25 protein-coding genes are annotated in these 24081 nt (G+C 60.2%); 2 read left to right on the forward strand and 23 right to left on the reverse strand.

Annotation, left to right across the window (positions count from 1 at the left end):
* Positions 1 to 8 precede the first annotated feature (8 nt).
* From mltG to ACOI8A_RS05975, 9 genes are all read right to left on the reverse strand, one after another.
* Complete coding sequence (mltG, locus tag ACOI8A_RS05935; RefSeq protein ID WP_420646524.1) at positions 9 to 1154, reverse strand: endolytic transglycosylase MltG; 1146 nt, start codon at positions 1152 to 1154, stop codon at positions 9 to 11.
* Between the two features lie 3 nt (positions 1155 to 1157).
* On the reverse strand, positions 1158 to 1973 hold the full coding sequence (pabC, locus tag ACOI8A_RS05940) for an aminodeoxychorismate lyase (RefSeq protein WP_420646523.1): 816 nt from the start codon (positions 1971 to 1973) through the stop codon (positions 1158 to 1160).
* The gene (gene fabF / locus ACOI8A_RS05945) at positions 1973 to 3217 is read right to left on the reverse strand and encodes a beta-ketoacyl-ACP synthase II (protein WP_420646522.1); all 1245 of its coding nucleotides are present in this window, start codon (positions 3215 to 3217) and stop codon (positions 1973 to 1975) included. The genes pabC and fabF overlap by 1 nt, the downstream gene beginning before the upstream one ends.
* Before the next feature lie 108 nt (positions 3218 to 3325).
* On the reverse strand, positions 3326 to 3562 hold the full coding sequence (acpP, locus tag ACOI8A_RS05950; RefSeq protein WP_003442511.1) for an acyl carrier protein: 237 nt from the start codon (positions 3560 to 3562) through the stop codon (positions 3326 to 3328).
* 196 nt (positions 3563 to 3758) lie between these two features.
* Positions 3759 to 4499 carry a 3-oxoacyl-ACP reductase FabG gene (gene fabG / locus ACOI8A_RS05955; RefSeq protein ID WP_420646521.1) on the reverse strand — a complete coding sequence of 247 codons (741 nt, stop codon included), beginning with the start codon at positions 4497 to 4499 and terminating at the stop codon, positions 3759 to 3761.
* A gap of 16 nt (positions 4500 to 4515) precedes the next feature.
* The gene (fabD, locus tag ACOI8A_RS05960; RefSeq protein WP_420646520.1) at positions 4516 to 5454 is read right to left on the reverse strand and encodes an ACP S-malonyltransferase; all 939 of its coding nucleotides are present in this window, start codon (positions 5452 to 5454) and stop codon (positions 4516 to 4518) included.
* 126 nt (positions 5455 to 5580) lie between these two features.
* Positions 5581 to 6591 carry a phosphate acyltransferase PlsX gene (plsX, locus tag ACOI8A_RS05965; RefSeq protein WP_420646519.1) on the reverse strand — a complete coding sequence of 337 codons (1011 nt, stop codon included), beginning with the start codon at positions 6589 to 6591 and terminating at the stop codon, positions 5581 to 5583.
* 4 nt (positions 6592 to 6595) lie between these two features.
* Entirely contained in the window at positions 6596 to 6778 is a 183-nt protein-coding gene (gene rpmF, locus ACOI8A_RS05970) for a 50S ribosomal protein L32 (protein WP_008152339.1), read from the reverse strand.
* Positions 6779 to 6791: 13 nt separating this feature from the next.
* Positions 6792 to 7322 carry a YceD family protein gene (locus ACOI8A_RS05975; RefSeq protein ID WP_420646518.1) on the reverse strand — a complete coding sequence of 177 codons (531 nt, stop codon included), beginning with the start codon at positions 7320 to 7322 and terminating at the stop codon, positions 6792 to 6794.
* Positions 7323 to 7427: 105 nt separating this feature from the next.
* Between ACOI8A_RS05975 and ACOI8A_RS05980 the strand changes: the two genes are divergently transcribed.
* The gene (locus ACOI8A_RS05980) at positions 7428 to 8006 is read left to right on the forward strand and encodes a Maf family protein (protein WP_420646517.1); all 579 of its coding nucleotides are present in this window, start codon (positions 7428 to 7430) and stop codon (positions 8004 to 8006) included.
* Between the two features lie 119 nt (positions 8007 to 8125).
* Here the strand turns inward: ACOI8A_RS05980 and sppA are convergent, their stop codons facing one another.
* From sppA to rluC, 3 genes are read right to left on the reverse strand one after another with little or no spacing between them, the layout of a single operon-like run.
* Entirely contained in the window at positions 8126 to 9115 is a 990-nt protein-coding gene (gene sppA / locus ACOI8A_RS05985; RefSeq protein WP_420646516.1) for a signal peptide peptidase SppA, read from the reverse strand.
* Positions 9116 to 9136: 21 nt separating this feature from the next.
* Entirely contained in the window at positions 9137 to 9799 is a 663-nt protein-coding gene (locus ACOI8A_RS05990) for an HAD-IA family hydrolase (RefSeq protein WP_420646515.1), read from the reverse strand.
* Positions 9786 to 10745, reverse strand: coding sequence for a 23S rRNA pseudouridine(955/2504/2580) synthase RluC (rluC, locus tag ACOI8A_RS05995; protein WP_420646514.1), 960 nt, complete (start codon positions 10743 to 10745; stop codon positions 9786 to 9788). The genes ACOI8A_RS05990 and rluC overlap by 14 nt, the downstream gene beginning before the upstream one ends.
* A 696-nt stretch (positions 10746 to 11441) precedes the next feature.
* Here rluC and rne point away from each other — a divergent pair.
* Positions 11442 to 14714, forward strand: a complete 3273-nt coding sequence (rne, locus tag ACOI8A_RS06000) for a ribonuclease E (RefSeq protein WP_420646513.1) — start codon at positions 11442 to 11444, stop codon at positions 14712 to 14714.
* 162 nt (positions 14715 to 14876) lie between these two features.
* Here the strand turns inward: rne and ACOI8A_RS06005 are convergent, their stop codons facing one another.
* From ACOI8A_RS06005 to ACOI8A_RS06055, 11 genes are all read right to left on the reverse strand, one after another.
* Complete coding sequence (locus ACOI8A_RS06005) at positions 14877 to 15473, reverse strand: nucleotidyltransferase family protein (RefSeq protein WP_420646512.1); 597 nt, start codon at positions 15471 to 15473, stop codon at positions 14877 to 14879.
* Positions 15470 to 16450 carry an XdhC family protein gene (locus ACOI8A_RS06010; protein ID WP_420646511.1) on the reverse strand — a complete coding sequence of 327 codons (981 nt, stop codon included), beginning with the start codon at positions 16448 to 16450 and terminating at the stop codon, positions 15470 to 15472. The genes ACOI8A_RS06005 and ACOI8A_RS06010 overlap by 4 nt, the downstream gene beginning before the upstream one ends.
* On the reverse strand, positions 16450 to 18771 hold the full coding sequence (locus ACOI8A_RS06015) for a molybdopterin cofactor-binding domain-containing protein (protein WP_420646510.1): 2322 nt from the start codon (positions 18769 to 18771) through the stop codon (positions 16450 to 16452). Before ACOI8A_RS06015 ends, ACOI8A_RS06010 begins: the two co-directional genes overlap by 1 nt.
* The gene (locus ACOI8A_RS06020; protein ID WP_420646509.1) at positions 18768 to 19238 is read right to left on the reverse strand and encodes a (2Fe-2S)-binding protein; all 471 of its coding nucleotides are present in this window, start codon (positions 19236 to 19238) and stop codon (positions 18768 to 18770) included. The genes ACOI8A_RS06015 and ACOI8A_RS06020 overlap by 4 nt, the downstream gene beginning before the upstream one ends.
* A gap of 243 nt (positions 19239 to 19481) precedes the next feature.
* Positions 19482 to 20501 (reverse strand): UDP-N-acetylmuramate dehydrogenase, encoded by a 1020-nt coding sequence (gene murB / locus ACOI8A_RS06025; protein WP_420646508.1) that lies wholly within the window; start codon positions 20499 to 20501, stop codon positions 19482 to 19484.
* Positions 20498 to 20962 (reverse strand): low molecular weight protein-tyrosine-phosphatase, encoded by a 465-nt coding sequence (locus ACOI8A_RS06030; protein WP_420646507.1) that lies wholly within the window; start codon positions 20960 to 20962, stop codon positions 20498 to 20500. The genes murB and ACOI8A_RS06030 overlap by 4 nt, the downstream gene beginning before the upstream one ends.
* Positions 20962 to 21726 (reverse strand): 3-deoxy-manno-octulosonate cytidylyltransferase, encoded by a 765-nt coding sequence (gene kdsB / locus ACOI8A_RS06035; protein WP_420646506.1) that lies wholly within the window; start codon positions 21724 to 21726, stop codon positions 20962 to 20964. Before kdsB ends, ACOI8A_RS06030 begins: the two co-directional genes overlap by 1 nt.
* Complete coding sequence (locus ACOI8A_RS06040; protein ID WP_003174668.1) at positions 21723 to 21908, reverse strand: Trm112 family protein; 186 nt, start codon at positions 21906 to 21908, stop codon at positions 21723 to 21725. The genes kdsB and ACOI8A_RS06040 overlap by 4 nt, the downstream gene beginning before the upstream one ends.
* Before the next feature lie 24 nt (positions 21909 to 21932).
* Entirely contained in the window at positions 21933 to 22943 is a 1011-nt protein-coding gene (gene lpxK, locus ACOI8A_RS06045; protein ID WP_420646505.1) for a tetraacyldisaccharide 4'-kinase, read from the reverse strand.
* Positions 22943 to 23371: an ExbD/TolR family protein gene (locus ACOI8A_RS06050; RefSeq protein ID WP_420646504.1), complete on the reverse strand. Its 429-nt coding sequence runs from the start codon at positions 23369 to 23371 to the stop codon at positions 22943 to 22945. Before ACOI8A_RS06050 ends, lpxK begins: the two co-directional genes overlap by 1 nt.
* Positions 23368 to 24003, reverse strand: a complete 636-nt coding sequence (locus ACOI8A_RS06055; RefSeq protein WP_420646503.1) for a MotA/TolQ/ExbB proton channel family protein — start codon at positions 24001 to 24003, stop codon at positions 23368 to 23370. Before ACOI8A_RS06055 ends, ACOI8A_RS06050 begins: the two co-directional genes overlap by 4 nt.
* Positions 24004 to 24081: the final 78 nt, after the last annotated feature.

Raw genomic sequence — 24081 nt, forward strand, 5'->3', positions numbered from 1 at the left:
AATCAAAGTCATTGCGCGTTTTGCGGAGCGGCAGCTTCGGGTTCCGGTGCGGGTTGCTCTGGCGCAGTATCCGGCGGTGTGGCCGGAATCGGATCCTGCGCAGCCGGAGCTGTATCCGAGGCCGGCGCCGGGCTGGAACGATAATCCGCGCGGCGCTTGAGCTGGAACTCACGCACCGCCGCATTGTGCGCATCCAGATCATCGGAGAACACATGACTGCCATCACCACGGGCGACGAAATACAGGCTAGTCCCACCCACCGGATTCAACGCGGCATGGATCGCCTCACGGCCGACCATGGCAATCGGCGTCGGTGGCAGGCCCGGAATCACATAGGTGTTGTAGGCGGTCGGCTCCTTCAGATGCGCGCGGGTCAGCTTGCCGGTGTAGCGATCACCCAAGCCGTAGATCACGGTCGGATCGGTCTGCAACTGCATGCCAAGGGCCATGCGCCGAACGAACACGCCGGCAATCTCGCCGCGCTCTTGCGGCACGCCGGTTTCCTTCTCCACCAGCGAGGCCATGATCAGCGCTTGATAAGGCTCCTTGTAAGGCGCGTCGGCGGAGCGTTTCTCCCACTCCTTGGCCAGCACTTCATCAAGACGCTCGAAGGATTTCTTCAGCAGCTCGGCATCGGACACGCCGCGCACGAAACGATAGGTATCCGGGAAGAAACGCCCTTCAGGAAACAATCCGCGATGGCCGATCTTCTCCATCACCTCGCTATCGCTCAGACCGTTGAGGGTCTGTTCGATCTTGTCATCCTTGGCCAACGCGGCGCGCACTTGATGGAAATTCCAGCCCTCGACCAATGTCAGGCTGTACTGAACCACATCTCCACATTTCCAGGAGTCGATCATACCATTGACGGTCATGCCCGGTTGCATGCGGTATTCGCCGCTGTGAATGGGTGTGCCGGCAAGATTGAAGCGCCAATAGACTCGCAGCCAGAAAGCGTCCTTGATCACGCCATCGGTTTCGAGTCCTATAAAAGTTCGGGTCGGAGTTGACCCCTTAGGCACATCCAGCAGTTCTTCCTGCGTGATGTTCAGCGGCTGTTCCAACGCCGAATGGATCTTCCAGGCGCTGGCGCCCAACAGCAGCCCTGCCAGAACCAGTCCGGTTTCCAGCAGCAGCAATAATTTACGTCTCACGAATCAAGCATCCAGTAGCGCGCAGGCAATGGTTTGCAGTTTACGGGTGAGCGGGCCAACCGGCCAGCTCAGTGCAGCGTAGGCATATACCGGCCAGACGCCATACACACTGTTGCAGACAAACACTTCATCGGCCGATTGCAGCTGCTCCAGGCGGATATCAGTGATTTGCGTGGGGATGCCGAGTGACTCGGCCTGAAACAATATTTCGGCGCGCATCACGCCGGCCACACCGCAGCGCGTCAGATCGGCGGTGATCAACACACCGTCGCGCACCATGAACAGATTGCTGTACACGCCCTCGATCACGCGACCGGACTGGTCGAGCATCAAGCCTTCGGCGTGTTCGCTGTCCGACCATTCAGCCCGGGCCAGTACCTGCTCCAGACGATTGAGGTGCTTGAGCCCGGCCAGCAACGGTTGATGGGACAAGCGCGTTAGGCACGGAAACAGTCGCACGCCCTGCTCACCATGGGCGACAGGATAAGCAGCAGGTGGATTGCCTTGCAGAATGCGTCGGCCGGGCGCCGCAGGATCTGGCGCATAACCGCGCAAACCGTCGCCACGGGTGAGGATGAGTTTGAGCACACCCTCGCCCATGGCAGTGGAATAGCTGTGCAGTTCGCTGCGAATCAACTCGATATCGGCAGCGATGGCCAGACGCGCGCAGCCATCGACCAGACGCGTCAGGTGGCGATCCAGCAACAACGGCTGGCCGCCACGCACGGCGATGGTCTCGAACAGACCATCACCGTAAGCCAGGCCGCGATCTTTCAGCGACAGTGCGTCAGCCGGTTGACCGTCGACCCAGCAATCCATCAGCCGGCGAACCGACGGAACGCCAAGGTGCCATTGGTGCCGCCAAACCCGAACGAGTTGGACAGCACGACATCGATGTCCATGTTGCGCGCAGTGTGCGGCACGAAGTCGAGGTCGCAGCCTTCGTCCGGCTCATCGAGGTTGATGGTCGGCGGTGCCACTTGGCTGTTGATCGCCAGCACACTGAAGATAGCCTCGACCGCGCCGGCCGCACCCAACAGGTGACCGGTCATGGACTTGGTGGAGCTGACCGCCATTTTGTAGGCGTGCTCACCGAATACCGATTTGATCGCATTGGCTTCAGCGAGGTCGCCGGCCGGGGTCGAAGTGCCGTGGGCGTTGATGTATTGCACTTGGTCGACGTTGATCTTCGCGTCGCGCAGCGCATTGGTGATGCAGCGTGCAGCACCGGCGCCGTCGGCGGGTGGCGAGGTCATGTGGAACGCATCGCCACTGGTGCCGAAACCGATCAGCTCGGCGTAGATGGTCGCGCCGCGCGCCTTGGCGTGTTCGAGCTCTTCGAGCACAAGAGCGCCGGCGCCGTCGGACAGCACGAAACCGTCGCGACCCTTGTCCCAAGGACGGCTGGCGCGGGTCGGTTCATCATTGCGCGTCGACAGTGCACGCGAGGCGCCGAAGCCACCCATGCCCAGACCGCAGGCGGCCATTTCGGCGCCGCCGGCAATCATCACGTCGGCTTCGTCGTACATGATGTTGCGTGCCGCCATGCCGATGCAGTGCGTACCGGTAGTACACGCCGTGGCGATGGCGTAATTAGGCCCCTGGGCACCCAAGTGGATGGACAGGAACCCGGAAATCATATTGATGATCGAACCGGGCACAAAGAACGGAGAAATCCGGCGCGGGCCAGTCTCGTGCAGTATACGGCTGGTTTCTTCGATGTTGGTCAGACCGCCGATACCCGAACCCATGGCCACGCCAATGCGTTCACGGTTGGCGTCGGTGACTTCCAGACCGGAGTTGCGCACGGCTTGAAAGCCTGCTGCCAGACCGTACTGAATGAACAGGTCGAGCTTGCGCGCTTCCTTGACCGACAGGTATTCCTCGACATTGAAGCCCTTTACCGAGCCGCCAAAACGGGTGGAATAGGCAGAAAGGTCGGTGTGTTCGATCAGACCAATGCCACTGCGGCCAGCCAGAATGCCCTGCCAGCTGCTCGGCACATCCGTGCCCAGTGGCGACAACATACCCATACCGGTGACTACGACGCGTCTACGCGACACAGCACTCTCCTTTTTCAAATGACGACTTTGCATCAGACCTAAAGAAAAAACCGCACGCCGTGATGGCAGTGCGGTTTTTCCATGACAGCAAGCAACGATTACAAGCTATTAAGCCTGGTGGTTTGTAACGTAATCGATTGCAGCTTGTACAGTAGTGATCTTCTCAGCTTCTTCGTCAGGGATTTCGGTCTCGAATTCCTCTTCCAGAGCCATCACCAGCTCAACGGTGTCAAGGGAGTCGGCACCCAGGTCTTCAACGAAGGAAGCAGTGTTGACCACTTCTTCTTCTTTAACGCCCAGTTGCTCGGCAACGATTTTCTTGACGCGCTCTTCGATGGTGCTCATACCTTGTTTTCACTCCTAATGGACAAATTCAGGCAGCTGGCCAGTGGGTAAGTGTATAGAAAGCCATTTCAGTTTTTCAACTGAAAGCTTCACTCCTCAAACCCGACGACCCTCTGCCTATAAATAGATTGCAGCTTTATAACGGATTTTAGACAGCTCGTATGACATTTTTTTGAAGCAATCCGTCACATTTTACTTACATGTACATCCCGCCGTTTACCGGGATTGTAGCCCCGGTCACGTATGCCGCACCGTCGGATGCAAGAAAAGCGACCACGGACGCGATCTCTTGAGCTTGTCCCAGACGGCCCAGCGGAATCTGCGTCTGCAAGGCTTCACGCTGTGCTTCCGGCAGCTCGCGGGTCATATCGGTATCGATGAACCCTGGGGTCACCGAGTTGACCGTAATCGAACGCGAACCGACTTCACGCGCCATGGCCCGACTGAAACCTTCCAGACCGGCCTTGGCGGCTGCATAGTTTACTTGGCCTGCGTTGCCCATGGCACCCACAACAGAACCAATACTGATGATTCGGCCCCAACGCGCTTTGGTCATGCCGCGCAAAACGCCCTTGGACAAGCGAAACAGACTGTTCAGGTTGGTATCGATGACATCATGCCATTCGTCATCTTTCATGCGCATCAGCAAATTATCGCGGGTGATGCCGGCATTGTTGACCAAAATCGCCGGGGCGCCGAACTGCTCCTGGATGCTCGCCAGTACCGAGGTGACCGATTCATCGCTGGTAACGTTGAGTTCCAGACCGGTGCCTTGAATGCCATGCTCTTTCAGCGTGGCGGCGATGGCCTCGGCACCCTTGGCGGAGGTCGCAGTACCGACGACGATGGCGCCCTGACGACCCAGTTCCAGTGCGATAGCCTGGCCGATGCCACGGCTTGCGCCGGTGACCAGTGCAACTTTACCTTGCAGACTCATGCAAGTTTCTCCTGATTCAGGCAATCGCTGCGCGGGCGGCAGCGAAAGCGTCTGGGGTATTGAGGTTGGAAGTCGCTACGCCTTCAGCGCAACGTTTGTTCAGACCGGCCAGTACTTTGCCTGGACCGCATTCGACCAGCGTGGTCGCGCCTTGGGCGGCGAGAGTCTGCACCGACTCGACCCAGCGCACAGGCTTGTACAGTTGTTCGAGCAGATCACGCTTGAGAGTATCCAGATCCGCCGGCACTTGTGCGCTGACATTCTGCACCACAGGAATCTGCGGCGCCTGCCAGTCGATGGCAGCGATGGACTCGGCAAAGCGCTCGGCCGCCGGACGCATCAGTTCACAGTGCGACGGCACGCTGACCGGCAGCGGCATGGCACGCTTGGCGCCACGCGCCTTGCAGCCTTCAATAGCGCGCTCGACCGCAGCCTTGGCACCCGCAATGACCACTTGGCCCGGGGAATTGAAGTTCACCGCGCTGACCACTTCGCCTTGCGCAGCTTCGGCGCAGGCAGCCAGCACGTCGGCATCTTCCAGACCGAGGATGGCAGCCATGCCGCCCTGCCCGGCCGGAACCGCTTCCTGCATCAACTGGCCACGGCGCTCAACAAGCTTCACCGCGTCAGCCAGCGTCAGGCTCCCGGCCGCGACCAGCGCGCTGTATTCACCCAGACTGTGTCCGGCAACAAAAGCCGGACGCGCGCCACCTTCAGCCAGCCACAGACGCCACAGGGCGATCGAAGCGGTCAGAATGGCCGGTTGGGTTTTGTCGGTTTGATTGAGCAGCTCTTCCGGACCCTGCTGAGTCAGTGCCCACAGGTCGTAGCCCAGAGCAGCGGAAGCTTCTTTGAAAGTGTCGAGGATCAACGGGTATTGCGCGCCCAGCTCGGCCAGCATGCCGAGGGACTGCGAACCCTGTCCTGGAAAGACGAATGCGAGGGAAGCAGACATGTAACAAGCCCCTAATGATCTTGTCGTCGGAAATATTGACGCCCCGACAGAGGGACGCCAGAAACTGACAGTTGGATGGCCCTTTGAACCGGGCGGTCACATTTAAGCATTGTCAGACGAAAACGCCTAAGACAACAAATCCTCCAGACGACCGTGCAGGCGCTCGGGCAGATTCTCCTGAATCTCGATCAGCGCGCGTTGAATTGCACTCTGAAAACCCTGCACCCCGGCTGAACCGTGACTTTTCACCACGATCCCCTGCAACCCGAGAAAACTCGCGCCGTTGTGCCTGGCCGGCGCCAGATCAGCCTGCAAGCGCCTCATCAGCGGCAACGCCAAGGCACCGACCGCACGCGAGGCGAAGTTTTTCTTGAACAAGGCCTCGATGCGCGCAGCAATCATCGTCGCCAGGCCTTCGCTGGACTTGAGCAGGATATTGCCGACAAACCCGTCACACACCACCACATCCGCTTCGCCGCGATACAGCCCGTCGCCTTCGATGAAGCCGATGTAATTGATGCCGCGCGCGCCTTGCAGAAGCGTCGCCGCCAGCTTGACCTGCTGATTGCCCTTGATGTCTTCGGTGCCGATATTCAGCAGCGCCACGCGCGGCCGGGCAACACCCAGCGCCTGCGCCGCCACCGAACCCATCACCGCAAATTGCAGCAGTTGTTCGGCGCTGCAATCGACGTTGGCGCCCAGATCGAGCAACTGGCAATAGCCGGTCTGCGTAGGAATCGCCGCGACCATCGCCGGCCGATCAATACCCGGCACCGTCTTCAGGACAAATCGCGACAACGCCATCAGCGCACCGGTATTACCCGAACTGACACACGCCTGAACCTTGCCATCACGCAACAGCTCAAGTGCGACACGCATCGACGAGTCCGGCTTGCCGCGCAGGGCCTGGGCAGGTTTTTCGTCCATGGTGATGACTTCGGACGCCGCGACAATCGTCAGGCGCGCGCGATCCGCAGCCGATTGGCCAGCGATCAATTCTTCAAGAAGGGAGGGTTGACCGACGAGGGTCAGGTGCAGCGAGGGCGTAGCAGACAGGCAAGCGAGACTGGCCTGAACAATGCTGCGGGGACCGAAGTCCCCGCCCATTGCGTCAATCGCGATGACTTGAGCAGACAAGTGATTACTCGTCAGCGCCCTTGTCGATCACTTTACGGCCACGGTATACGCCTTCTGGCGATACGTGGTGACGCAGGTGAATTTCACCGGTGGTTTTTTCTACAGACAGAGTGCTCGCCGTCAGGGCGTCGTGCGAACGACGCATGTCACGGGCAGAGCGGGATTTTTTGTTCTGCTGAACAGCCATAATTGATTAACTCCTAAACGTTTGGGTCACGCTTTAACTGCGCCAATACACTGAACGGGTTGGACCGCGTTACCTCGTCCTCGCTCGGTTCAGGCTCTTCATCGAGCCCTTCCGGCTGCTGGCATTCTTCCGGATGATGAGCAGGCACAATGGGCAAGGCGAGCAAAAGCTCCTCCTCGATCAGTGCATGCAGATCCAAAGGATCTTCGCCCAGTTCCAGCACGTCATAACCTTTCGGTAACGACTGGGTATTCGCACCCTCCTTCACCACAGCGTAACTGCATTCGCTGTGAATCGGCAGGGTGACCAGCTCAAGACAACGCTGGCAAACCATTTTGACCTCGGTGTCGATAAAGCTGTGGATTACCACAGATTTACGTTCATCTCGTTCAAAAACGAATTTCGCCTGCACCGTACCGACATTGTCGGAAAGCGGGTCGCAGAGTCTCTCCAAATCGGCCAGCAGCATTTCACCTTGAAGGGAAGTGCCACGATCAGCCAATTTGCGCGGGTCAACGTGAGGTGGAATCGGGTCATTCAACATAGGCGCAGCATTATAGGGATGCACCCGGCCATGTCAAAGGAAATTGCGCCCTGTCCGTCACTTACGTGCCTCGGCTAGAATTCGCGCCTGCCTCAGGAGATGCGAATGCTGCCTTTATTACTTGCTTCAAGCTCGCCCTATCGCCGCGAACTGCTCGCCCGCCTGCGCCTGCCGTTCGTCTGCAGCTCGCCGGACATCGATGAAAGTCACCGCCCGGGCGAGTCAGCCATCGAACTGGCCAAACGCCTCGCGGAGCAAAAAGCTCACGCCTTGGCCGACAGTCATCACGATCATCTGATCATCGGCTCGGATCAGGTCGCAGTGCTCGGCGAACAGATCATCGGCAAGCCGCACACCTTCGAGAAAGCGCGCGAGCAACTGCTGGCCGCCAGCGGCGCCAGCGTGACCTTCCTGACCGGCCTGGCACTGCTCAACAGCCAGACAGGCCTGTGCCAGGTCGACTGCGTGCCATTCACCGTACACATGCGCACACTGGATCAGGAGCGCATCGAACGCTACCTGCACGCCGAACAGCCCTATGACTGCGCTGGCAGCTTCAAAGCCGAGGGACTGGGTGTGAGCCTGTTTCAATCCACTGAAGGGCCGGATGCGACCAGCCTGATCGGTCTGCCGCTGATTCGTTTGATCGACATGCTGTTGGCCGAAGGCGTGCAGATCCCTTAAAAGCAAAAGATCGCAGCCTGCGGCAGCTCCTACAAGTTCGATGTCCGATCGCATTATTTGCGGCGACACGAATCTTGTAGGAGCTGCCGCAGGCTGCGATCTTTTGATCTACCAACGATCTAGCGCAATGACGGCCCGTGGAAACCCATCCACATCGCCAACTGCTCCGCCACGCTCGTGCCGAGCTTCTTCGAGAAGCGATCGAACGGCGACTCCTGAACAGTGAAGTCCACCAACTCTTTTTCGCCAATCACATCGCGCGCAACCGAACTGGCGTTACCCAGCCCATCGATCAGCCCCAGCGGCAACGCTTGCTCACCCGACCAGACCAGCCCGGAGAACAGCTCCGGATGCTCCTTGTCCTTCAGGCGATCGCCACGCCCCTGCTTCACGCTGTTGATGAACTGCTTGTGCGTGGTGTCCAGCACGCTCTGCCAGAATGCAGTCTCTTCAGGCTTTTGCGGCTGAAACGGATCGAGAAACGATTTGTGCTCGCCGGAGGTGTAGGTACGACGCTCGACACCGAGCTTCTCCATGGTACCGACAAAGCCGTAACCAGCCGCCGTCACACCGATGGAACCGACCAGACTGGCCTTGTCGGCATAGATCTGATCCGCCGCACTGGCGATGTAATAGGCACCGGAAGCACCCAGATCGGAAATCACCGCATACAGCTTGGTTTCCGGGTGCAGGCCGCGCAGACGCTTGATCTCGTCATACACATAACCCGACTGCACCGGACTGCCGCCAGGGCTGTTAATGCGCAGGACCACGCCCTTGACCTTTTTGTCCTCGAAGGCTGCGCGCAGGCTGCCGACAATGTTGTCAGCACTCGCCGGCTCTTTATCGGCGATCACGCCAGTGACGTCGATCAGCGCGGTGTAGTTGGAGCCGCGAGTGGCGCTTTTTTCCATGTCCATCAGCGGCGTGAACAGAATCAGCGCGACAACCAGGTAAACAAACGTCAGCAGCTTGAAGAAGATGCCCCAGCGGCGCGAGCGACGCTGTTCCTGCACACCGGCCAGCAGAGTCTTTTCCAGCAACTTCCAGCTTTTTGCGTCACCGTCGTCGGCAGTTGCCTTGGCCGGTGCTTTCCATTCGTCGGTCATGCCATCCACCCCAAAAACGTATTAAGCCTGCTTGCCCAGCCAGGCGTGCAATTCGGAAAAACGGTCAACCGAGAGCAGCGGCTCGTATGCCTGCAATGCTTCGATTGATTGCGCGCCATAACTGACGGCCACCGAACCCATGCCGGCATTGCGCGCCATCTGCAGATCGAACGACGAGTCACCGACCATCAATGCCTGCTCGGCCCGCACACCACAATGGACGAGGATCTGCTCGAGCATCAATGGATGCGGCTTGCTCGCGGTTTCATCGGCAGCCCGGGTGATCTCGAAATAATCTTCCCAGCCATGCGCCTTGAGCACTCGATCCAGCCCGCGCCGACTCTTGCCGGTAGCCACCGCCAAGTGATAGCCGTCTTCACGAAATGAGGCCAGCGACTCGACTACCCCTTCGAACAACGGCGAAGGCACCGCTTCGGCTTCTATATAGCGATCCGCATAATGCTCACGGAACAGCATCATCTCGGCATCGGTGATCGCGGGATAAAGAGTACGAATAGCCTCGGGCAAGCCCAGACCGATGATGCCCTTTACCGCAAAGTCATCGCGCAATTCGAAGCCGGATCGCTCGGAGGCCACATGCATGGCCTCGACAATCCGACCAATGGAGTCGGCCAGCGTGCCATCCCAATCGAAGATCAGCAGTTTGTAATCAGGGTGCCGCACTCAGTCGCTCCACGGTCTTGGCCCACATTTCATCGACAGGCGCCTGCAAGGTGAGTTTTCCGCCATCCGGCAAAGGCACGGTCAGCATGTAGGCATGCAGGAACAGGCGCTTGCCGCCCAGATCGCGGATTTCCTTGGTGAAACCTTCATCGCCGTACTTGCTGTCGCCAGCAATACAATGCCCGGCGTGCAGGGTGTGCACGCGAATCTGGTGCGTCCGGCCGGTAACAGGCTTGGCCTCAACCATGGTTGCAAAATCACCGAAGCGCCGCAGCACTTTGAACAGGGTCAGGGCTTCTTTGCCCTCCTCGTTGACTTCGACCATGCGCTCGCCGGAACGCAGATTGCTCTTGAGCAACGGCGCGCGGACTTGCTTGATCGAAGTTGCCCAGTTGCCGCGCACCAGCGCCATATAGCGCTTGTCAATGCCGTCGCCACGCAGTTGCTCGTGCAAATGGCGGAGCATGCTGCGCTTCTTGGCGATCATCAGCAGGCCGGAGGTGTCGCGATCGAGGCGATGTACCAGCTCCAGCTCTTTCGCGTCGGGACGCAACTGACGGAAGGCTTCGATCACGCCGAAGTTCAAGCCACTGCCGCCGTGAACCGCAATGCCCGCAGGCTTGTTGATCACGATCAGGGCTTTGTCTTCATGCACGATCGACGCTTCGAGGCGCTGCAACAAGCCTTGTGCGAGTGGCACCGGCTCATCGCGCTCGGGCACGCGCACGGGCGGCACGCGCACGATGTCGCCGGCCTGCAGCTTGTACTCGGGCTTGATCCGACCTTTGTTCACGCGCACTTCGCCTTTACGCAAAATGCGGTAAATCAGGGTCTTGGGCACGCCTTTGAGCCGGGCGAGGAGGAAGTTGTCAATTCGTTGGCCGGCATATTCCGGCGAGACCTCAAGCAATTGAACGCTTGGAGTCACAGGGGCAGTAGTCGTCATGGCGCGGATGATATCAATTTTTTATGGAATTGAAGCACTTAATCATTGCTGCTATAGTCGCGAACGCCGCCAAAAGCGGCCTGGACAGAGGAATCACGGTCAAAAACCGGCCCTGACCAACGCAATTCACCAGGACGCGAGGCCGTCCTACGGAGCTTTTGCTACGTAACGGTGGAGTTTGCAGCTGTAACGAGCGCAGGTGACATGAGGCCTGAATCACGCCGCAAAGCAGAGTTCTCACTCGCTCTGCGAGCCATATTCACGGCCAGTTCACAAAGTGCAGTCAGCTACGAATGACCCCGAGCAGAAGCTTCGGAAACGTTGCCTAAATTAGCCATGATGCGTGACCTCCCCTTTCGGAGCTCACGGTAAATGCCAACCCGCTGCGGATTCTGCGCGCGGCAGCACCCGAATTATCAGGGATACGTGTAGGGTGGAGATGCACAACCGCTGGCCTGTGTAGCTACAGGTTTTTCAAGACGCTTCATCTCGTCCACAGCCACGGTTGATTCCTCCTCCTGACTGAGTGCTTAAGTAGCCACAGCAAGCAGGACGCGTACGTCGCGACAACGGCCCAATTGGCCAACGTCGCTGGACACGGGAATGGCCAACCACTCCCGACGCACCTGACACCGACCGTGAGAAGTCGTGTGTGCCGAACGCCGTTTCCGGCAGCCCGGAAACCGACGGTACTACATGAAAAGAATGCTGATTAACGCAACTCAACCCGAAGAGTTGCGTGTTGCACTGGTAGATGGCCAGCGCCTCTACGACCTGGACATCGAATCCGGTGCACGCGAGCAGAAAAAAGCCAATATCTATAAAGGCAAGATCACTCGCATCGAACCAAGCCTTGAGGCTGCCTTTGTCGATTTCGGCTCCGAGCGCCACGGCTTCCTGCCCCTCAAAGAAATCTCCCGCGAGTACTTCAAGAAAGCGCCTGAAGGCCGCGTCAACATCAAGGACGTCCTGAGCGAAGGCCAGGAAGTCATCGTTCAGGTCGAAAAAGAAGAACGTGGCAACAAGGGCGCAGCCCTGACCACTTTCATCAGCCTGGCCGGTCGTTACCTCGTTCTGATGCCGAACAACCCGCGTGCCGGCGGTATCTCCCGTCGCATCGAAGGTGAAGAGCGCAACGAACTGCGTGAAGCCCTGAACGGTCTGGTTGCACCGGCCGACATGGGTCTGATCGTGCGCACTGCCGGCCTCGGTCGCAGCAGCGAAGAAATGCAGTGGGACCTTGATTACCTGCTGCAACTCTGGACCGCCATCAAAGAAGCTTCGCTGGATCGCTCTGCGCCATTCCTGATCTATCAGGAAAGCAACGTGATCATCCGCGCCATCCGCGATTACCTGCGCCAGGACATCGGCGAAGTGCTGATCGACAGCGTTGAAGCCCAGGACGAAGCCCTGACTTTCATCCGTCAGGTAATGCCGCAGTACGCGAGCAAGATCAAGCTGTACGAAGACAGCGTCCCGCTGTTCAACCGTTTCCAGATCGAAAGCCAGATCGAGACCGCTTTCCAGCGCGTCGTTGAACTGCCTTCCGGCGGCTCCATCGTTATCGACCCGACCGAAGCTCTGGTGTCCATCGACATCAACTCGGCGCGCGCCACCAAAGGCAGCGACATCGAAGAAACCGCTCTGCAGACCAACCTTGAAGCCGCCGAAGAAATCGCCCGTCAGTTGCGCCTGCGCGACATCGGCGGCCTGATCGTCATCGACTTCATCGACATGACCCCTGCCAAGAACCAGCGCGCCGTGGAAGAGAAAGTCCGCGAATGCCTGGAAGCCGACCGCGCCCGTGTGCAGATCGGCCGTATCTCGCGCTTCGGCCTGCTGGAAATGTCCCGTCAGCGCCTGCGTCCATCGCTGGGCGAAAGCAGCGGTATCGTCTGCCCGCGCTGCAGCGGCACCGGCATCATCCGTGACGTTGAATCGCTGTCGCTGGCGATCCTGCGCCTGATCGAAGAAGAAGCCCTGAAAGACCGCACTGCTGAAGTCCGCGCTCAGGTGCCGATCCCGGTTGCTGCGTTCCTGCTCAACGAAAAACGCAACTCGATCACCAAGATCGAACTGCGCACCCGTGCGCGCATCGTCATTCTGCCGAACGACCACCTCGAAACGCCGCACTTCGAAGTTCAGCGTCTGCGCGATGACAGCCCGGAAGCCGCTACCGGCCAGTCGAGCTATGAAATTGCCGCCGCTGCTGCCGAAGTCGAAGAAGTTCAGCCAGCCGCCGCGACCCGCACTCTGGTTCGCCAGGAAGCCGCAGTGAAAACTGCTCCGGCCCGCGCCAATGCTCCGGTCCCGGCCGAAGTTGCTGCACCGGCTCCGGTTGCCGCGCCAGTTGCCCTGCCAGAACCAAGCCTGTTCAAAGGCCTGGTGAAGTCGCTGGTCAGCCTGTTCGCTACCAAGGAAGAGCCAGTTGCTCCGGTTGTGGTTGAGAAACCAGCCACCGAGCGTCCTGCGCGCAACGAAGAGCGTCGCAACGGTCGTCAACAGAGCCGCAACCGCAACGGTCGCCGTGATGAAGAACGCAAGCCTCGCGAAGAACGTGCTCCTCGTGAAGAACGCGCTCCACGCGAACCGCGTGAAGAGCGTCAGCCACGCGAAGCCCGTGAAGTCCGCGAGCCACGTGAAGAAGCACCGGTAGCCCGTGAAGAACGCGCACCACGCGAAGAACGTGCGCCACGTCCACCGCGTGCTCCACGCGAAGATCGCAAGCCGCGTGGCGAGCGTGAAGAACGTGTACGTGAACTGCGTGAGCCACTGGATGCCACTCCGGCCGCTGCTGCTGTTGCTGTCGCTGCCACCGCTGAAGAGCGTCCGGCCCGTCAGCCGCGCGAAGAACGTGCTCCACGCCCTCCGCGTGAAGAGCGTCAGCCGCGTGCCGAACAAGCCGCAGCCGTTGTTCAAGAAGAGCTCAACACCGATCTGACCATTGATCTGAACAGCAACGAAGAGCAACTGCCGGATGATGGCTCGGAAGGCGCCGAAGGCGATCGTCCACGTCGTCGCTCGCGCGGTCAGCGTCGTCGCAGCAACCGTCGTGAGCGTCAGCGTGATGCCAACGGCAACGAGATCGAAGGTTCGGAAGAGTCTTCTGAAAATGCTGAAGGCGCTGAACGCGCCGAGCCGAGCACTGCCGATCTGGCCGCTGGCCTGGCCGTGACCGCCGCTGTTGCCAGCAGCGTGATCAGCGCTCCGGCCGAAGCTCAAGCTCACGAGCAAGCCGAACGCGCCACCGCTACTCTGGAAACTGCTCCAGTAGAAGCGCCGGTTGTTGAAGCGACCTCGCCGGTTGAAGCAGTGACTGCTCCGGAAATCGAAGTAGCGCCGGTTCGCGAATATCAGCCTCAAGCTGAAGCCGCTGCCGAGCCTGCCGTGATCGCCGAAGCGCCAGCGTTTGTTGCAGAACCGGTTGTTGAGGCCGCGCCTGAAACAGTCAGCGAAACCGTAACCGAAACCGTGCGTGAAGTTCGCGAAGAACAGACCGCATTCAACTGGGTTGCCGAACCAGCCGTAGCCGAAATCCCAGCGCCAGCCTTCGAAGCTGCGCCGGTTCAAGCTGCTCCGGTTGTTGCCGAACCAGTGGTTGAAGCGGCTGCTCCAGTCGTTGAAGCACCGGTGGTAGAAGCTTCTGTTGTTGAAACCCCAGTGGTCGAAGCACCAGTAGTTGCCGAAGCACCTGCTCCAGTGGCTCCGGCCAGCGCACTGACCGAAAATGGCCGTGCGCCGAACGACCCACGTGAAGTGCGTCGCCGCAAGCGTGAAGCCGAGCGTCTGCTGGCCGAACAGGCTGCCGCTCCGGTTGCTGCCGAAGTGGTCGAGGCAGCTCCTGCCCCGGTTGCTGAAGAAGCCGCAGTTGAAGCAGTGATTGCCGAAGCACCACGCTCTGTTCAGGACGCGGTCGAGCATCACGAAGCAGCTCAGGAAAAAGAACACGAGCCTAAACCTCTGGTCTGATTCCGACAGCTAACAAAAAGCCCCGCCTGGTAATCCAGGCGGGGCTTTTTTATGGCTTTTAGATCAAAAGATCGCAGCCTCGTTGCACTCGACAGCTCCTACACGGAATACGCGTTTTATGTTTTATGTAGGAGCTGTCGAGTGCAACGAGGCTGCGATCTTTTAGCGTTCCAAAAACACCAACGCCTCAGGCACATCAACATCCCAAACCACCCCGCGATCATCCACAACCACCTCAACCACCCGCCCCTGCGCAAACAACGGCCGAGCCCCGCGATCGCCGGATAATCCCATCAACCCCGCCGCAAAAGACCGACCAAAGCCCACCGGATGCCCATACTCGCCATCCAGCATCGGCACACTCACCGCATCCTCAGCCATCGCCGCCACCACGCGTTCAATACTCGCCGGCAAGATAAACGGCATATCCCCCAGCACAATCAGCCAGCCATCCAGATCCGCGCATGCCGCGACACCCGCCGCGATGCTGTCGCCCATTCCGGTGGACTCAACCGACACAACCTCACAACCATAAGCCTGGGCCATGCGCATCACTTGCGGTCGCGCCTCGGTGGTCACCAGAACGCGCTTGTCGAGACTCACCGGCAGATTGACCAACACCTGCTCGATCACCGAACGCACCGCGCCATCGCGCCCGGTGCAGTCAGCCAGCAGCTTGTCCTTGTCGGCACCCGCCACTTCACGAAAACGACTGCCCTCGCCCGCCGCCAGCACGATCACGCCGATGGAACGACTCATACGCCCTCCAGTGCCTTCTTCTGTTTCAGCTCGACGCCATTCTTGATCGCGACGATCTCTGCCAGCAGCGACAAGGCGATTTCCGCTGGAGTGTGACTGCCAATATGCAAACCGATCGGCCCGTGCAAACGCGCGATGGCTGCTTCTGACAAGCCTAGCTGAGCCAGGTTTTCCCGGCGCTTCTGGCTGTTGACCCGCGAGCCGAGCGCACCGACGTAGAACGCTTTGGAGTCGAGCGCGGTGAGCAGCGCCATATCGTCCAGACGCGGATCGTGCGTCAGCGCGACAATCGCCGTGCGCTCATCGGTCTGGATTTCAAGCACTGCATCATCCGGCATGCCGGGCACGAATCGGCCATGCTGCTCTTCCCAGCCATACACAAACTCGGTGCGCGGATCGCAGATCAACACTTCAAAATCCAGCAGCCGCGCCATCTCCGCCACATAGCGCGACAACTGCCCGGCACCGATCAGCAGCAGACGCCAGCGCGGCCCGTAGATCGCGCACAAGGTCTGGCCATCAAACACCAGTGAATCGGTCTTGCTCGCTGGCTGCAAACGCACTTCGCCCGTAGCGATATTCAGCTCACGCGCAACGATTTCATGCGCTTCGCAACGCGCCAGCAACTCGGCGACCCACGCGGGATCGCCGACTCGCTCCTCGGTCAGGCGCAAAGTGCCACCGCAAGGCAGACCAAAACGCGCGGCCTCCTCGCGCGTCACGCCGTAAGTGATCAGTTGCACCGGCGGCCCGTCGGTGGCGATCCGACCATCGTGCAGCCGTGCGATCAAATCATCCTCGACACACCCACCCGACACCGAGCCGATCACCACGCCATCCTCGCGCAGCGCCAGCATCGCGCCGGGTGCGCGCGGGGCGGTTCCCCAGGTTTGCACCACGCTGAACAACACCACCCGCTGTCCGGCGCGGCGCCATTCGAGCACGCTGCGCAGGACATTCAGATCGACGCTGTCCATCAGGCTCGCGCCTTCTGCCAGCCCTGCAACTGATAACGTACCGGCAGGTTGCGGATGCGCTGACCGGTTGCAGCGAAGATCGCATTGCACAGCGCCGGAGCAATCGGTGGCACGCCCGGCTCGCCGACGCCGCCCAACGGCACGTCGCCCGGAGGCGTAACCAGATGCACCGCGACTTCCTTGGGCGCCAGCGACATGCGCGCCACTTCATACATATGGAAGTTGTCCTGCTGCACCTTGCCGTCCTTGAAGCTGATCTCGCCAAGCACCGCGTTGCCGAGGCCCATCACGCAAGCACCTTCGAACTGCGAACGGATGCGTTCAGGGTTGATCTGCGGCCCGCAATCCACGGCGATGTCAGCCTTGTGCACGATCAGCGTGCCGTCGTCCTTGACCTCGACTTCGATCACCGCCGCCACATAGGTGACGAAGCTGTAATGCACCGCAAGCCCCAAGCCACGGCCCTTGGGCAACTTGCGGCCCCAACCGGCGGCTTTAGCGGCGGTTTCGAGCACGGTGCGCATGCGCCCGGTGTCGATCGGATAACGCTCAGGCGATTCGCCGTAGTTCCATTCTTCGCTCAAGGTGCGTGGGTCGATCTGCCGATCGGGGCCAAGCAGTTTGATCTGGTATTTCAGCGGATCTTCACCGGCCTTGTGCGCCAGCTCGTCGACAAAACTCTGGATCGCGAAACCATGAGGAATGTTCGACACCGAGCGATACCAGCCGACTCGCGTGTGCACGATGGCCTCGGGGTTTTCCAGGCGCACGTTGGGAATCGCGTAAGCCATGTTGGTGAAACCCATGCCCAGTTCGAACGCCGCTTCGTGGTTCATGCCCGGCGCGAACAGCGCAGTGATGCTCGGCGCTACCGTGCGATGCAGCCACGCCGATGGCATGCCGTCCTTGCCCACGCCAGCCTTCAGATATTCGGCGGACACGGTGTGGAAATACGAGTTATGGATATCGTCTTCGCGCGTCCACTGCACGCGCACGGCTTTGCCAGGGAATTCCTTGGCGAGGATCGCGGCTTCGATGACGAAATCCGGTTTGGATTTACGGCCGAAACCACCGCCGAGCAGCGTCACATTCAGGGTGACGTTATCGAACGGCAGACCCAGACGTTCGCCGATGCGCTCGCGGGTGACTTGCGGCGCCTGGCTCGGCGCCCACGCCTCGCACACGCCATCTTTGAAGCGGGCGATGGCGACCATCGGCTCCATCGGCGATTGCGACAGGTGCGGCAAATAGTAGGAGGCTTCGAGGGTGCTGGCGGCGCTGCCGAGGGCTTTGTCGGTGTCGCCGGTATTGCGCACCACTTTGCCCGGTTTCAGCGCGGCAGCTTCCAGTTGTTTGCGATAGGCGATCGAGTCGTAACTGGCATTCGGGCCGTCGTCCCACTCGATCTTCAGCGCTTCGCGGCCCTTGATTGCCGCCCAGGTGTTGCTCGCCACAACCGCCACGCCACCCAATGGCTGGAACTCCGATGGCAGCGGACGACCTTCGATCTGAATGACTTTGAGCACGCCGGGGACTTTCAGCGCGGCGCTGTCATCCAGCGACTTGACCTTGCCGCCGTACACCGCCGGACGGGCGATGACTGCGTACAACATGCCGTCGAAGTGCACATCAGCACCGAAAACCGCGCGGCCGTTGACAATGTCAGCGCCGTCGATGGCTTTGGTGCCTTCCTTGCCGATATAGCGAAATTCCGACGGCTGCTTGAGTCGCAGACTGTCACGCGCCGGCACCGCCAACGCACTGGCGGCAGCGGCGAGCGCGCCGTAACCCAGTTCACGTCCCGACGGGGTATGGATAACTTTGTGCAGTTGCGCACGGCACTCGGAGGCCGGGACCTTCCACTGTTCGGCAGCAGCTTGTTCAAGCATGGTCCGAGCGGCGGCGCCGCAACGGCGCATCGGTTCGTACCAGTGCCGCATGCTGCGCGAGCCATCGGTGTCCTGATTGCCGAAGCGCACTTCATCGCCCGGCGCCTGCTGCACTTTGACCTGCGCCCAATCGGCGTCCAGTTCATCGGCAACCACCATGCTCAGACTGGTGCGTACGCCCTGACCCATTTCCGAACGGTTGCACACCACGGTTACCGTGCCGTCGGCGGCAATGCTCACGTAGACCTTCGGATCATCAATCCAGCCGTTGGGCATGCCATCTGCACCGAATTTCTTCGGTTTGTCTTCGGCCAACGCATCCTGCCAACCCCAGCTCGCGGCCAGCACCAATGCACCGGTCGCGCCAACGCCTTTGAGGAAGCCACGGCGACTGAGGTTGCTCAGGGCGAAATCGTTCGGTACGCGGCTCATGCCTTGGCCTCCTTCAGATGAGTGGAGGCCTGGCGAATGGCGGTTTTGATGCGGTTGTAGGTGCCGCAGCGGCAAATGTTGCCGACCATGGCTTCTTCGATCTGCGCATCGCTCGGGTTCGGGTTGGTCTTGAGCAATGCGGTGGCAGACATGATTTGCCCGCCCTGACAGAAACCGCACTGCGCCACGGCGGTGTCGAGCCAGGCTTGCTGGACGATCTGGCCGACCGGGTCGGCGTGCAGGTTGTCGATGGTGGTCACGTTCTGTCCGACCACCGAGCCGATCGGCGTGATGCAACTGCGCGCCGGCAAGCCGTCGATGTGAATGGTGCACGCGCCACACAGGCCCATGCCGCAGCCGAATTTGGTGCCGTTGTAACCGGCGACGTCGCGAATCGCCCAGAGCAGCGGCATGTCCTCGGTAACGTCGAGTTGTTGATCCTGGCCATTGAGTTTCAGGGTAATCATGGGCACGCCCGCATAGTTCTAGTGGTCATGGGGTCGAGCAATCTGCCGCCGCAGGGACGACGCTGGTTCACGCAGATCGACTCAGGCTAATCGGCTCTCTTGCGCAGACGGCAACGTCTGCACCGGGCCTTTGGTGGAGCAAATGACTTGCATCGTTAGCTGGCTACGTTAACCCGCGATTAAAAAAAAAGCCCTGCACTTTTTCAATAGTGCAGGGCTTTGGATGCAGCCTTGAGCGTAGCCTCAATAACGGTTCGGCTCCATTTCCAGCTCGACATTGAAACGTTGTGCAATGTCTTTCTGAATACGCTGTGCCAGCTCGAACAATTGCAGGCCGGTTGCGCTGCCGTAATTGACCAGCACCAACGCCTGCAATTTATGCACGCCGGCATCGGCTTCCCGGAAACCTTTCCAGCCAGCCCGTTCAATCAGCCAACCGGCGGCAAGCTTCATCTGCCCGTCCGGTTGCGCGTAGGCCACCAGATCCGGGTGCTGCTGCTTGATCTGTGCGACCACGGCCGCCGACACCAGCGGATTCTTGAAGAAGCTACCGGCATTGCCCAGCACTGCCGGATCCGGCAGTTTCTCGCTACGGATACTGCAGATCGCGCGACTGACATCGCTCGGTGTCGGTTGCTCGATGCCTTGCTCGGTCAGGCGCTGACGCACCGGGCCGTATTCCAGATGTAGATGCGCGGTGCGCGCCAGACTGAAGCGCACCCGCAAAATCAGCCAACGCCCCGGCTCTTGCTTGAACAGGCTGTCGCGGTAGGCGAAGTTGCATTCTTCCAGAGTGAAATCGCGCAGCTCACCACTGTGACGATCCAGCGCGGTCAAACCGGCGAACACATCCTTGATCTCGACCCCATAGGCACCGATGTTCTGCATCGGCGCAGCGCCAACCGTGCCGGGGATCAGGCTGAGATTTTCCAATCCAGCCAAACCAAGTGCGAGCGTGTGCTGGACAAACGGATGCCACGGCTCACCGGCCTCGGCCTCCAGCACCACACGGTTGCCGTCGTCGCTGATCACGCGAATCCCGCGACTGGCCATGCGCAGCACCAGCGCCGGAATATCAGCGGTCAGCAGCAGATTGCTGCCGCCACCGATCACCAGCAACGGCACATCGTTAGCAGAGGCGTAAGTCAGGGCTTCGCGCACATCGGCGTCATCGTGGGCCTCGGCAAACAACTGCGCACGCACGTCGACGCCAAAGGTGTTGAACGGCTTAAGCGAAACCTGCGATTGAATCTGCAAACTCATAGCCGTCCCTTCACTTCGATCAGCAGTTGATCGCAGGCGCGCTCGATCAGATCCAGCACCTGCTCGAAACCCTGATCGCCGTCGTAATACGGATCTGGCACGTCATCGACCACCCCGGCATAGCGGCGCAGGAACAGATCCAGCTCAGCCTTGCCAGCGGACGGCTGCATGGCCTTGAGGTGGCGCAGGTTGCTGTTGTCCATGGCCAGGATCAGATCGTAACTGGCGAAATCCGCGCGGCTGACCTGCTGCGCACGTTGCGCCGACAGATCGTAGCCGCGCAATTTGGCCGCAGCCTGACTGCGCTTGTCCGGCGGATTGCCGACGTGCCAGTCGCCGGTGCCGGCAGAAGCTACTTCGACCTGATCCGCCAACCCGGCTGCACGCAACTTGTTGCGCAACACACCTTCGGCGGTCGGCGAACGGCAGATGTTGCCCAGGCACACGAACAGAACGCGCATCAGGCCCCCAACAGGCGACGAACGCGCTCGAGGTCTTCGACGGTATCGACCCCGGTCGGCGGTGCGATCAACGCATCGGCGACATGAATGCGCACGCCGTGCCACAGGGCGCGCAGTTGTTCCAGGGATTCAGTGTTTTCCAGCCAGCACGGGCCCCAGCTCACGAAGTCCTGAAGGAAACCGGCGCGGTAGGCATAAATGCCGATGTGACGGCGATACGGCACGCCTTGCGGCAGCACTTCGCGACTCTGGGCGAACGCATCGCGCGCCCACGGCAAAGTCGCGCGGCTGAAGGTCAGGGCCAGACCGTTGAGGTCGCTGACGACCTTGACCACGTTCGGGTTGAACAGGGTTTCGACGTCTTCGATCGGCTCGGCCAGTGTGGCCATGCGCGCTTCGGTGTGAGCAGCGAGGTTGGCCGCCACCTGATCAATCACGCTCGGCGGGATCAGCGGCTCATCGCCCTGCACATTGACCACGATGGCGTCTGGCTCCAGACCGAGTTTCGCCGCAACTTCGGCCAGACGATCAGTGCCGGAATTGTGGTCTTCACGGGTCAGCACCACTTCGGCACCGAACGCCTTGCAGGCCTCGACGATGCGCGCATCGTCAGTCGCCACGACCACGCGGCTGGCGCTGCTTTTGCTCGCCTGTTCCCAGACGTGCTGGATCATCGGCTTGCCAGCGATATCCAGCAGCGGTTTGCCCGGCAGACGCGTGGAGGCGTAGCGCGACGGGATGACAACGGTAAAAGCAGTGGTCATTTATCCAGACGCTCATCGGTGGTCAAGGTGCGAGCTTCGCTTTCGAGCATCACCGGGATGCCGTCGCGAATCGGGTACGCCAGGCCGGCGCCTTTGCTGATCAGCTCGGTCTTGTCAGCGCTGAGCTTGAGCGGGCCTTTGCAGATCGGGCAAGCGAGGATGTCGAGCAATTTGGTGTCCATGAACATTCCCTGGATAAATACGGTTTAAGGCAAAAGACGATCCGGCAACAGGCGCATCAACTGGGTGTCGAACCAGGCCACAAAGGCTGGCGACGGTATGGCATCGACTGCCAGATACCACCAGTCGGCGGCGGCAAAGGCGCGGCACTTGACCGCGTCCTTTTCAGTCATCACCAGCGGCAATGACGGGTTGAAACTCAAAGCCTGCACGCTGTATTCGGCGTGGTCGGCAAAGGGGTGCGGCACCGGGCGCCAGTCTAGCGCTTCGAGGGTATTGAAGAAACGTTGCGGGTTGCCGATCCCGGCCACTGCGTGCAACTGTTGTCCGGCAGGAAAATGATCAAGCGACTGGCGTTCGCCGCTGCGCAGATTGATCAGCGCGGTCGGGTGCAGACGAAAGGCAAAACCATCATCGCGATCTTCCGGCGCACCGTTGAACAGCACGCCATCGACGCTTTGCAGTCGTTCGACCGGCTCACGCAACGGCCCGGCCGGCAGGCAACGTTTATTACCCAGACCGCGCGCAGCATCGATCAGCACCAGCTCCAGATCGCGCGCGAGGCGGTAATGCTGCATGCCGTCATCGGAGAGGATCAGGTCCAGAGGCTCGCTTTCGAGCAAGGCTTTGACGGCGGCACTGCGATTGGGGTCGATCATCAGCGGCACGCCGGTGCGCTGCACGATCAGCAACGGTTCGTCGCCAGCGATGTCTGCACTCTGCTCGGCTGCAACCCGCCACGGCAGATGCGGTGGCTTGGCGCCGTAACCGCGACTGACCACGCCGACCCGCAGGCCGCGACTGCGACAATGCTCGATCAGCCAGAGGATCATCGGCGTCTTGCCGGTACCGCCAACGGTGATGTTGCCGACCACGATCAGCGGCACCGGAGACTTATAGATCTCGCCCTCACCATCAAGAAAGCGCTGGCGCTTGCCAACCACGACGCGGCGATAGAGCCACTCCAGCGGCCGCAGCAGTGTCAGAGCGGGATGGCCCTGATACCACGCGGCGAGCAGACGATCAGACATGGCCATCAGGATTTAGGCGCCGCCTCGACCGTGGTCATGCGCAGATGGCTGAAACCGAGTTTGCCGGCCGCATCCATGGCGGTGATCACCGATTGATGTTGGGTCTTGCCATCGGCACTGATCGACAACGGCATGTTGGTGTCGCCGTTGGATTCTCGCTGCATGGCTTCCATCAGGGTTGCCAGATCGTTCTTCGGCAGAATCTTGTTGTTCACCGAGAACACGCCTTCAGCGCTGATGGCCACATCGATTTGCTTGAGCTGCTGGTCTTCGGCAGGTGAACCGCTGACCGCTTCCGGCAGGTCGACGCGCAACTGAGTCTCACGAGTGAAAGTGGTGGTCACGACGAAAAACAACAGCAGAATGAACACCACGTCGATCAGCGACGCAAGGTTGATGTCTATCGTTTCCCGGGGCTTGCGACGGAATTTCACGCTTTGCCCCCGGCCAGATCGACGTCACGGTCACCCTGCACCACTTCGACCAGTTTGATCGCTTCCTGCTCCATGCCGACCACCAGCTCATCGATGCGGCGTTGCAGGAACCGGTGGAAGAACACCGCCGGGATACCGACCATCAGGCCCGCAGCCGTGGTGATCAGCGCCTTGGAAATGCCGCCGGCCAGTACCGCAGCGTTGGTGGTCATGCCGGAACCGGTGAACGCACTGAAGATATCGATCATGCCGAGCACCGTACCCAGCAGGCCGAGCAACGGCGACATCGCGGCGATGGTGCCCAGCGCGTTGACGTAGCGTTCCAGCTCGTGGATGACCCGGGCAGCGGCCTCTTCGATGCACTCTTTCATGATCTCGCGGCCATGCTTGGAGTTGGCCAGACCCGCCGCGAGGATTTCCCCCAGCGGCGAATTGGTGCGCAATTCCTTGAGTTTTTCTTTATTGAGCTGCTTGTCCTTGATCCATACCCAGACCTGACCCAGCAGATGCTCGGGGGTGACGCGGCTGGCACGCAGGGTCCACAGGCGCTCGGCGACAATCGCCATGGCCGCGATGGAACTCAGAATGATCGGCAACATCATCCAGCCGCCGGATTTGACCAATTCCCACACAGTGAAAGCCCCCTCGAAAAAGTGCGCCACTTTACCATACCGGTTCGGGATAACGACCGGCCGCTCCGACGACTTGCG

It is taken from the genome of Pseudomonas sp. P4795 (assembly GCF_048822895.1).
Taxonomy (GTDB): Bacteria; Pseudomonadota; Gammaproteobacteria; order Pseudomonadales; family Pseudomonadaceae; genus Aquipseudomonas.

Bases quoted from the DNA above. Each gene is read 5' to 3' on its own strand.
- pabC (WP_420646523.1), bottom strand. From the start codon at position 1,973: ATGGATTGCTGGGTCGACGGTCAACCGGCTGACGCACTGTCGCTGAAA.
- acpP (WP_003442511.1), bottom strand. From the start codon at position 3,562: ATGAGCACCATCGAAGAGCGCGTCAAGAAAATCGTTGCCGAGCAACTG.
- fabG (WP_420646521.1), bottom strand. From the start codon at position 4,499: ATGAGTCTGCAAGGTAAAGTTGCACTGGTCACCGGCGCAAGCCGTGGC.
- fabD (WP_420646520.1), bottom strand. From the start codon at position 5,454: ATGTCTGCTTCCCTCGCATTCGTCTTTCCAGGACAGGGTTCGCAGTCC.
- rpmF (WP_008152339.1), bottom strand. From the start codon at position 6,778: ATGGCTGTTCAGCAGAACAAAAAATCCCGCTCTGCCCGTGACATGCGT.
- ACOI8A_RS05975 (WP_420646518.1), bottom strand. From the start codon at position 7,322: ATGTTGAATGACCCGATTCCACCTCACGTTGACCCGCGCAAATTGGCT.
- ACOI8A_RS05980 (WP_420646517.1), top strand. From the start codon at position 7,428: ATGCTGCCTTTATTACTTGCTTCAAGCTCGCCCTATCGCCGCGAACTG.
- sppA (WP_420646516.1), bottom strand. From the start codon at position 9,115: ATGACCGACGAATGGAAAGCACCGGCCAAGGCAACTGCCGACGACGGT.
- rluC (WP_420646514.1), bottom strand. From the start codon at position 10,745: ATGACGACTACTGCCCCTGTGACTCCAAGCGTTCAATTGCTTGAGGTC.
- rne (WP_420646513.1), top strand. From the start codon at position 11,442: ATGAAAAGAATGCTGATTAACGCAACTCAACCCGAAGAGTTGCGTGTT.
- ACOI8A_RS06005 (WP_420646512.1), bottom strand. From the start codon at position 15,473: ATGAGTCGTTCCATCGGCGTGATCGTGCTGGCGGCGGGCGAGGGCAGT.
- ACOI8A_RS06010 (WP_420646511.1), bottom strand. From the start codon at position 16,450: ATGGACAGCGTCGATCTGAATGTCCTGCGCAGCGTGCTCGAATGGCGC.
- ACOI8A_RS06015 (WP_420646510.1), bottom strand. From the start codon at position 18,771: ATGAGCCGCGTACCGAACGATTTCGCCCTGAGCAACCTCAGTCGCCGT.
- ACOI8A_RS06020 (WP_420646509.1), bottom strand. From the start codon at position 19,238: ATGATTACCCTGAAACTCAATGGCCAGGATCAACAACTCGACGTTACC.
- murB (WP_420646508.1), bottom strand. From the start codon at position 20,501: ATGAGTTTGCAGATTCAATCGCAGGTTTCGCTTAAGCCGTTCAACACC.
- ACOI8A_RS06030 (WP_420646507.1), bottom strand. From the start codon at position 20,962: ATGCGCGTTCTGTTCGTGTGCCTGGGCAACATCTGCCGTTCGCCGACC.
- kdsB (WP_420646506.1), bottom strand. From the start codon at position 21,726: ATGACCACTGCTTTTACCGTTGTCATCCCGTCGCGCTACGCCTCCACG.
- ACOI8A_RS06040 (WP_003174668.1), bottom strand. From the start codon at position 21,908: ATGGACACCAAATTGCTCGACATCCTCGCTTGCCCGATCTGCAAAGGC.
- lpxK (WP_420646505.1), bottom strand. From the start codon at position 22,943: ATGGCCATGTCTGATCGTCTGCTCGCCGCGTGGTATCAGGGCCATCCC.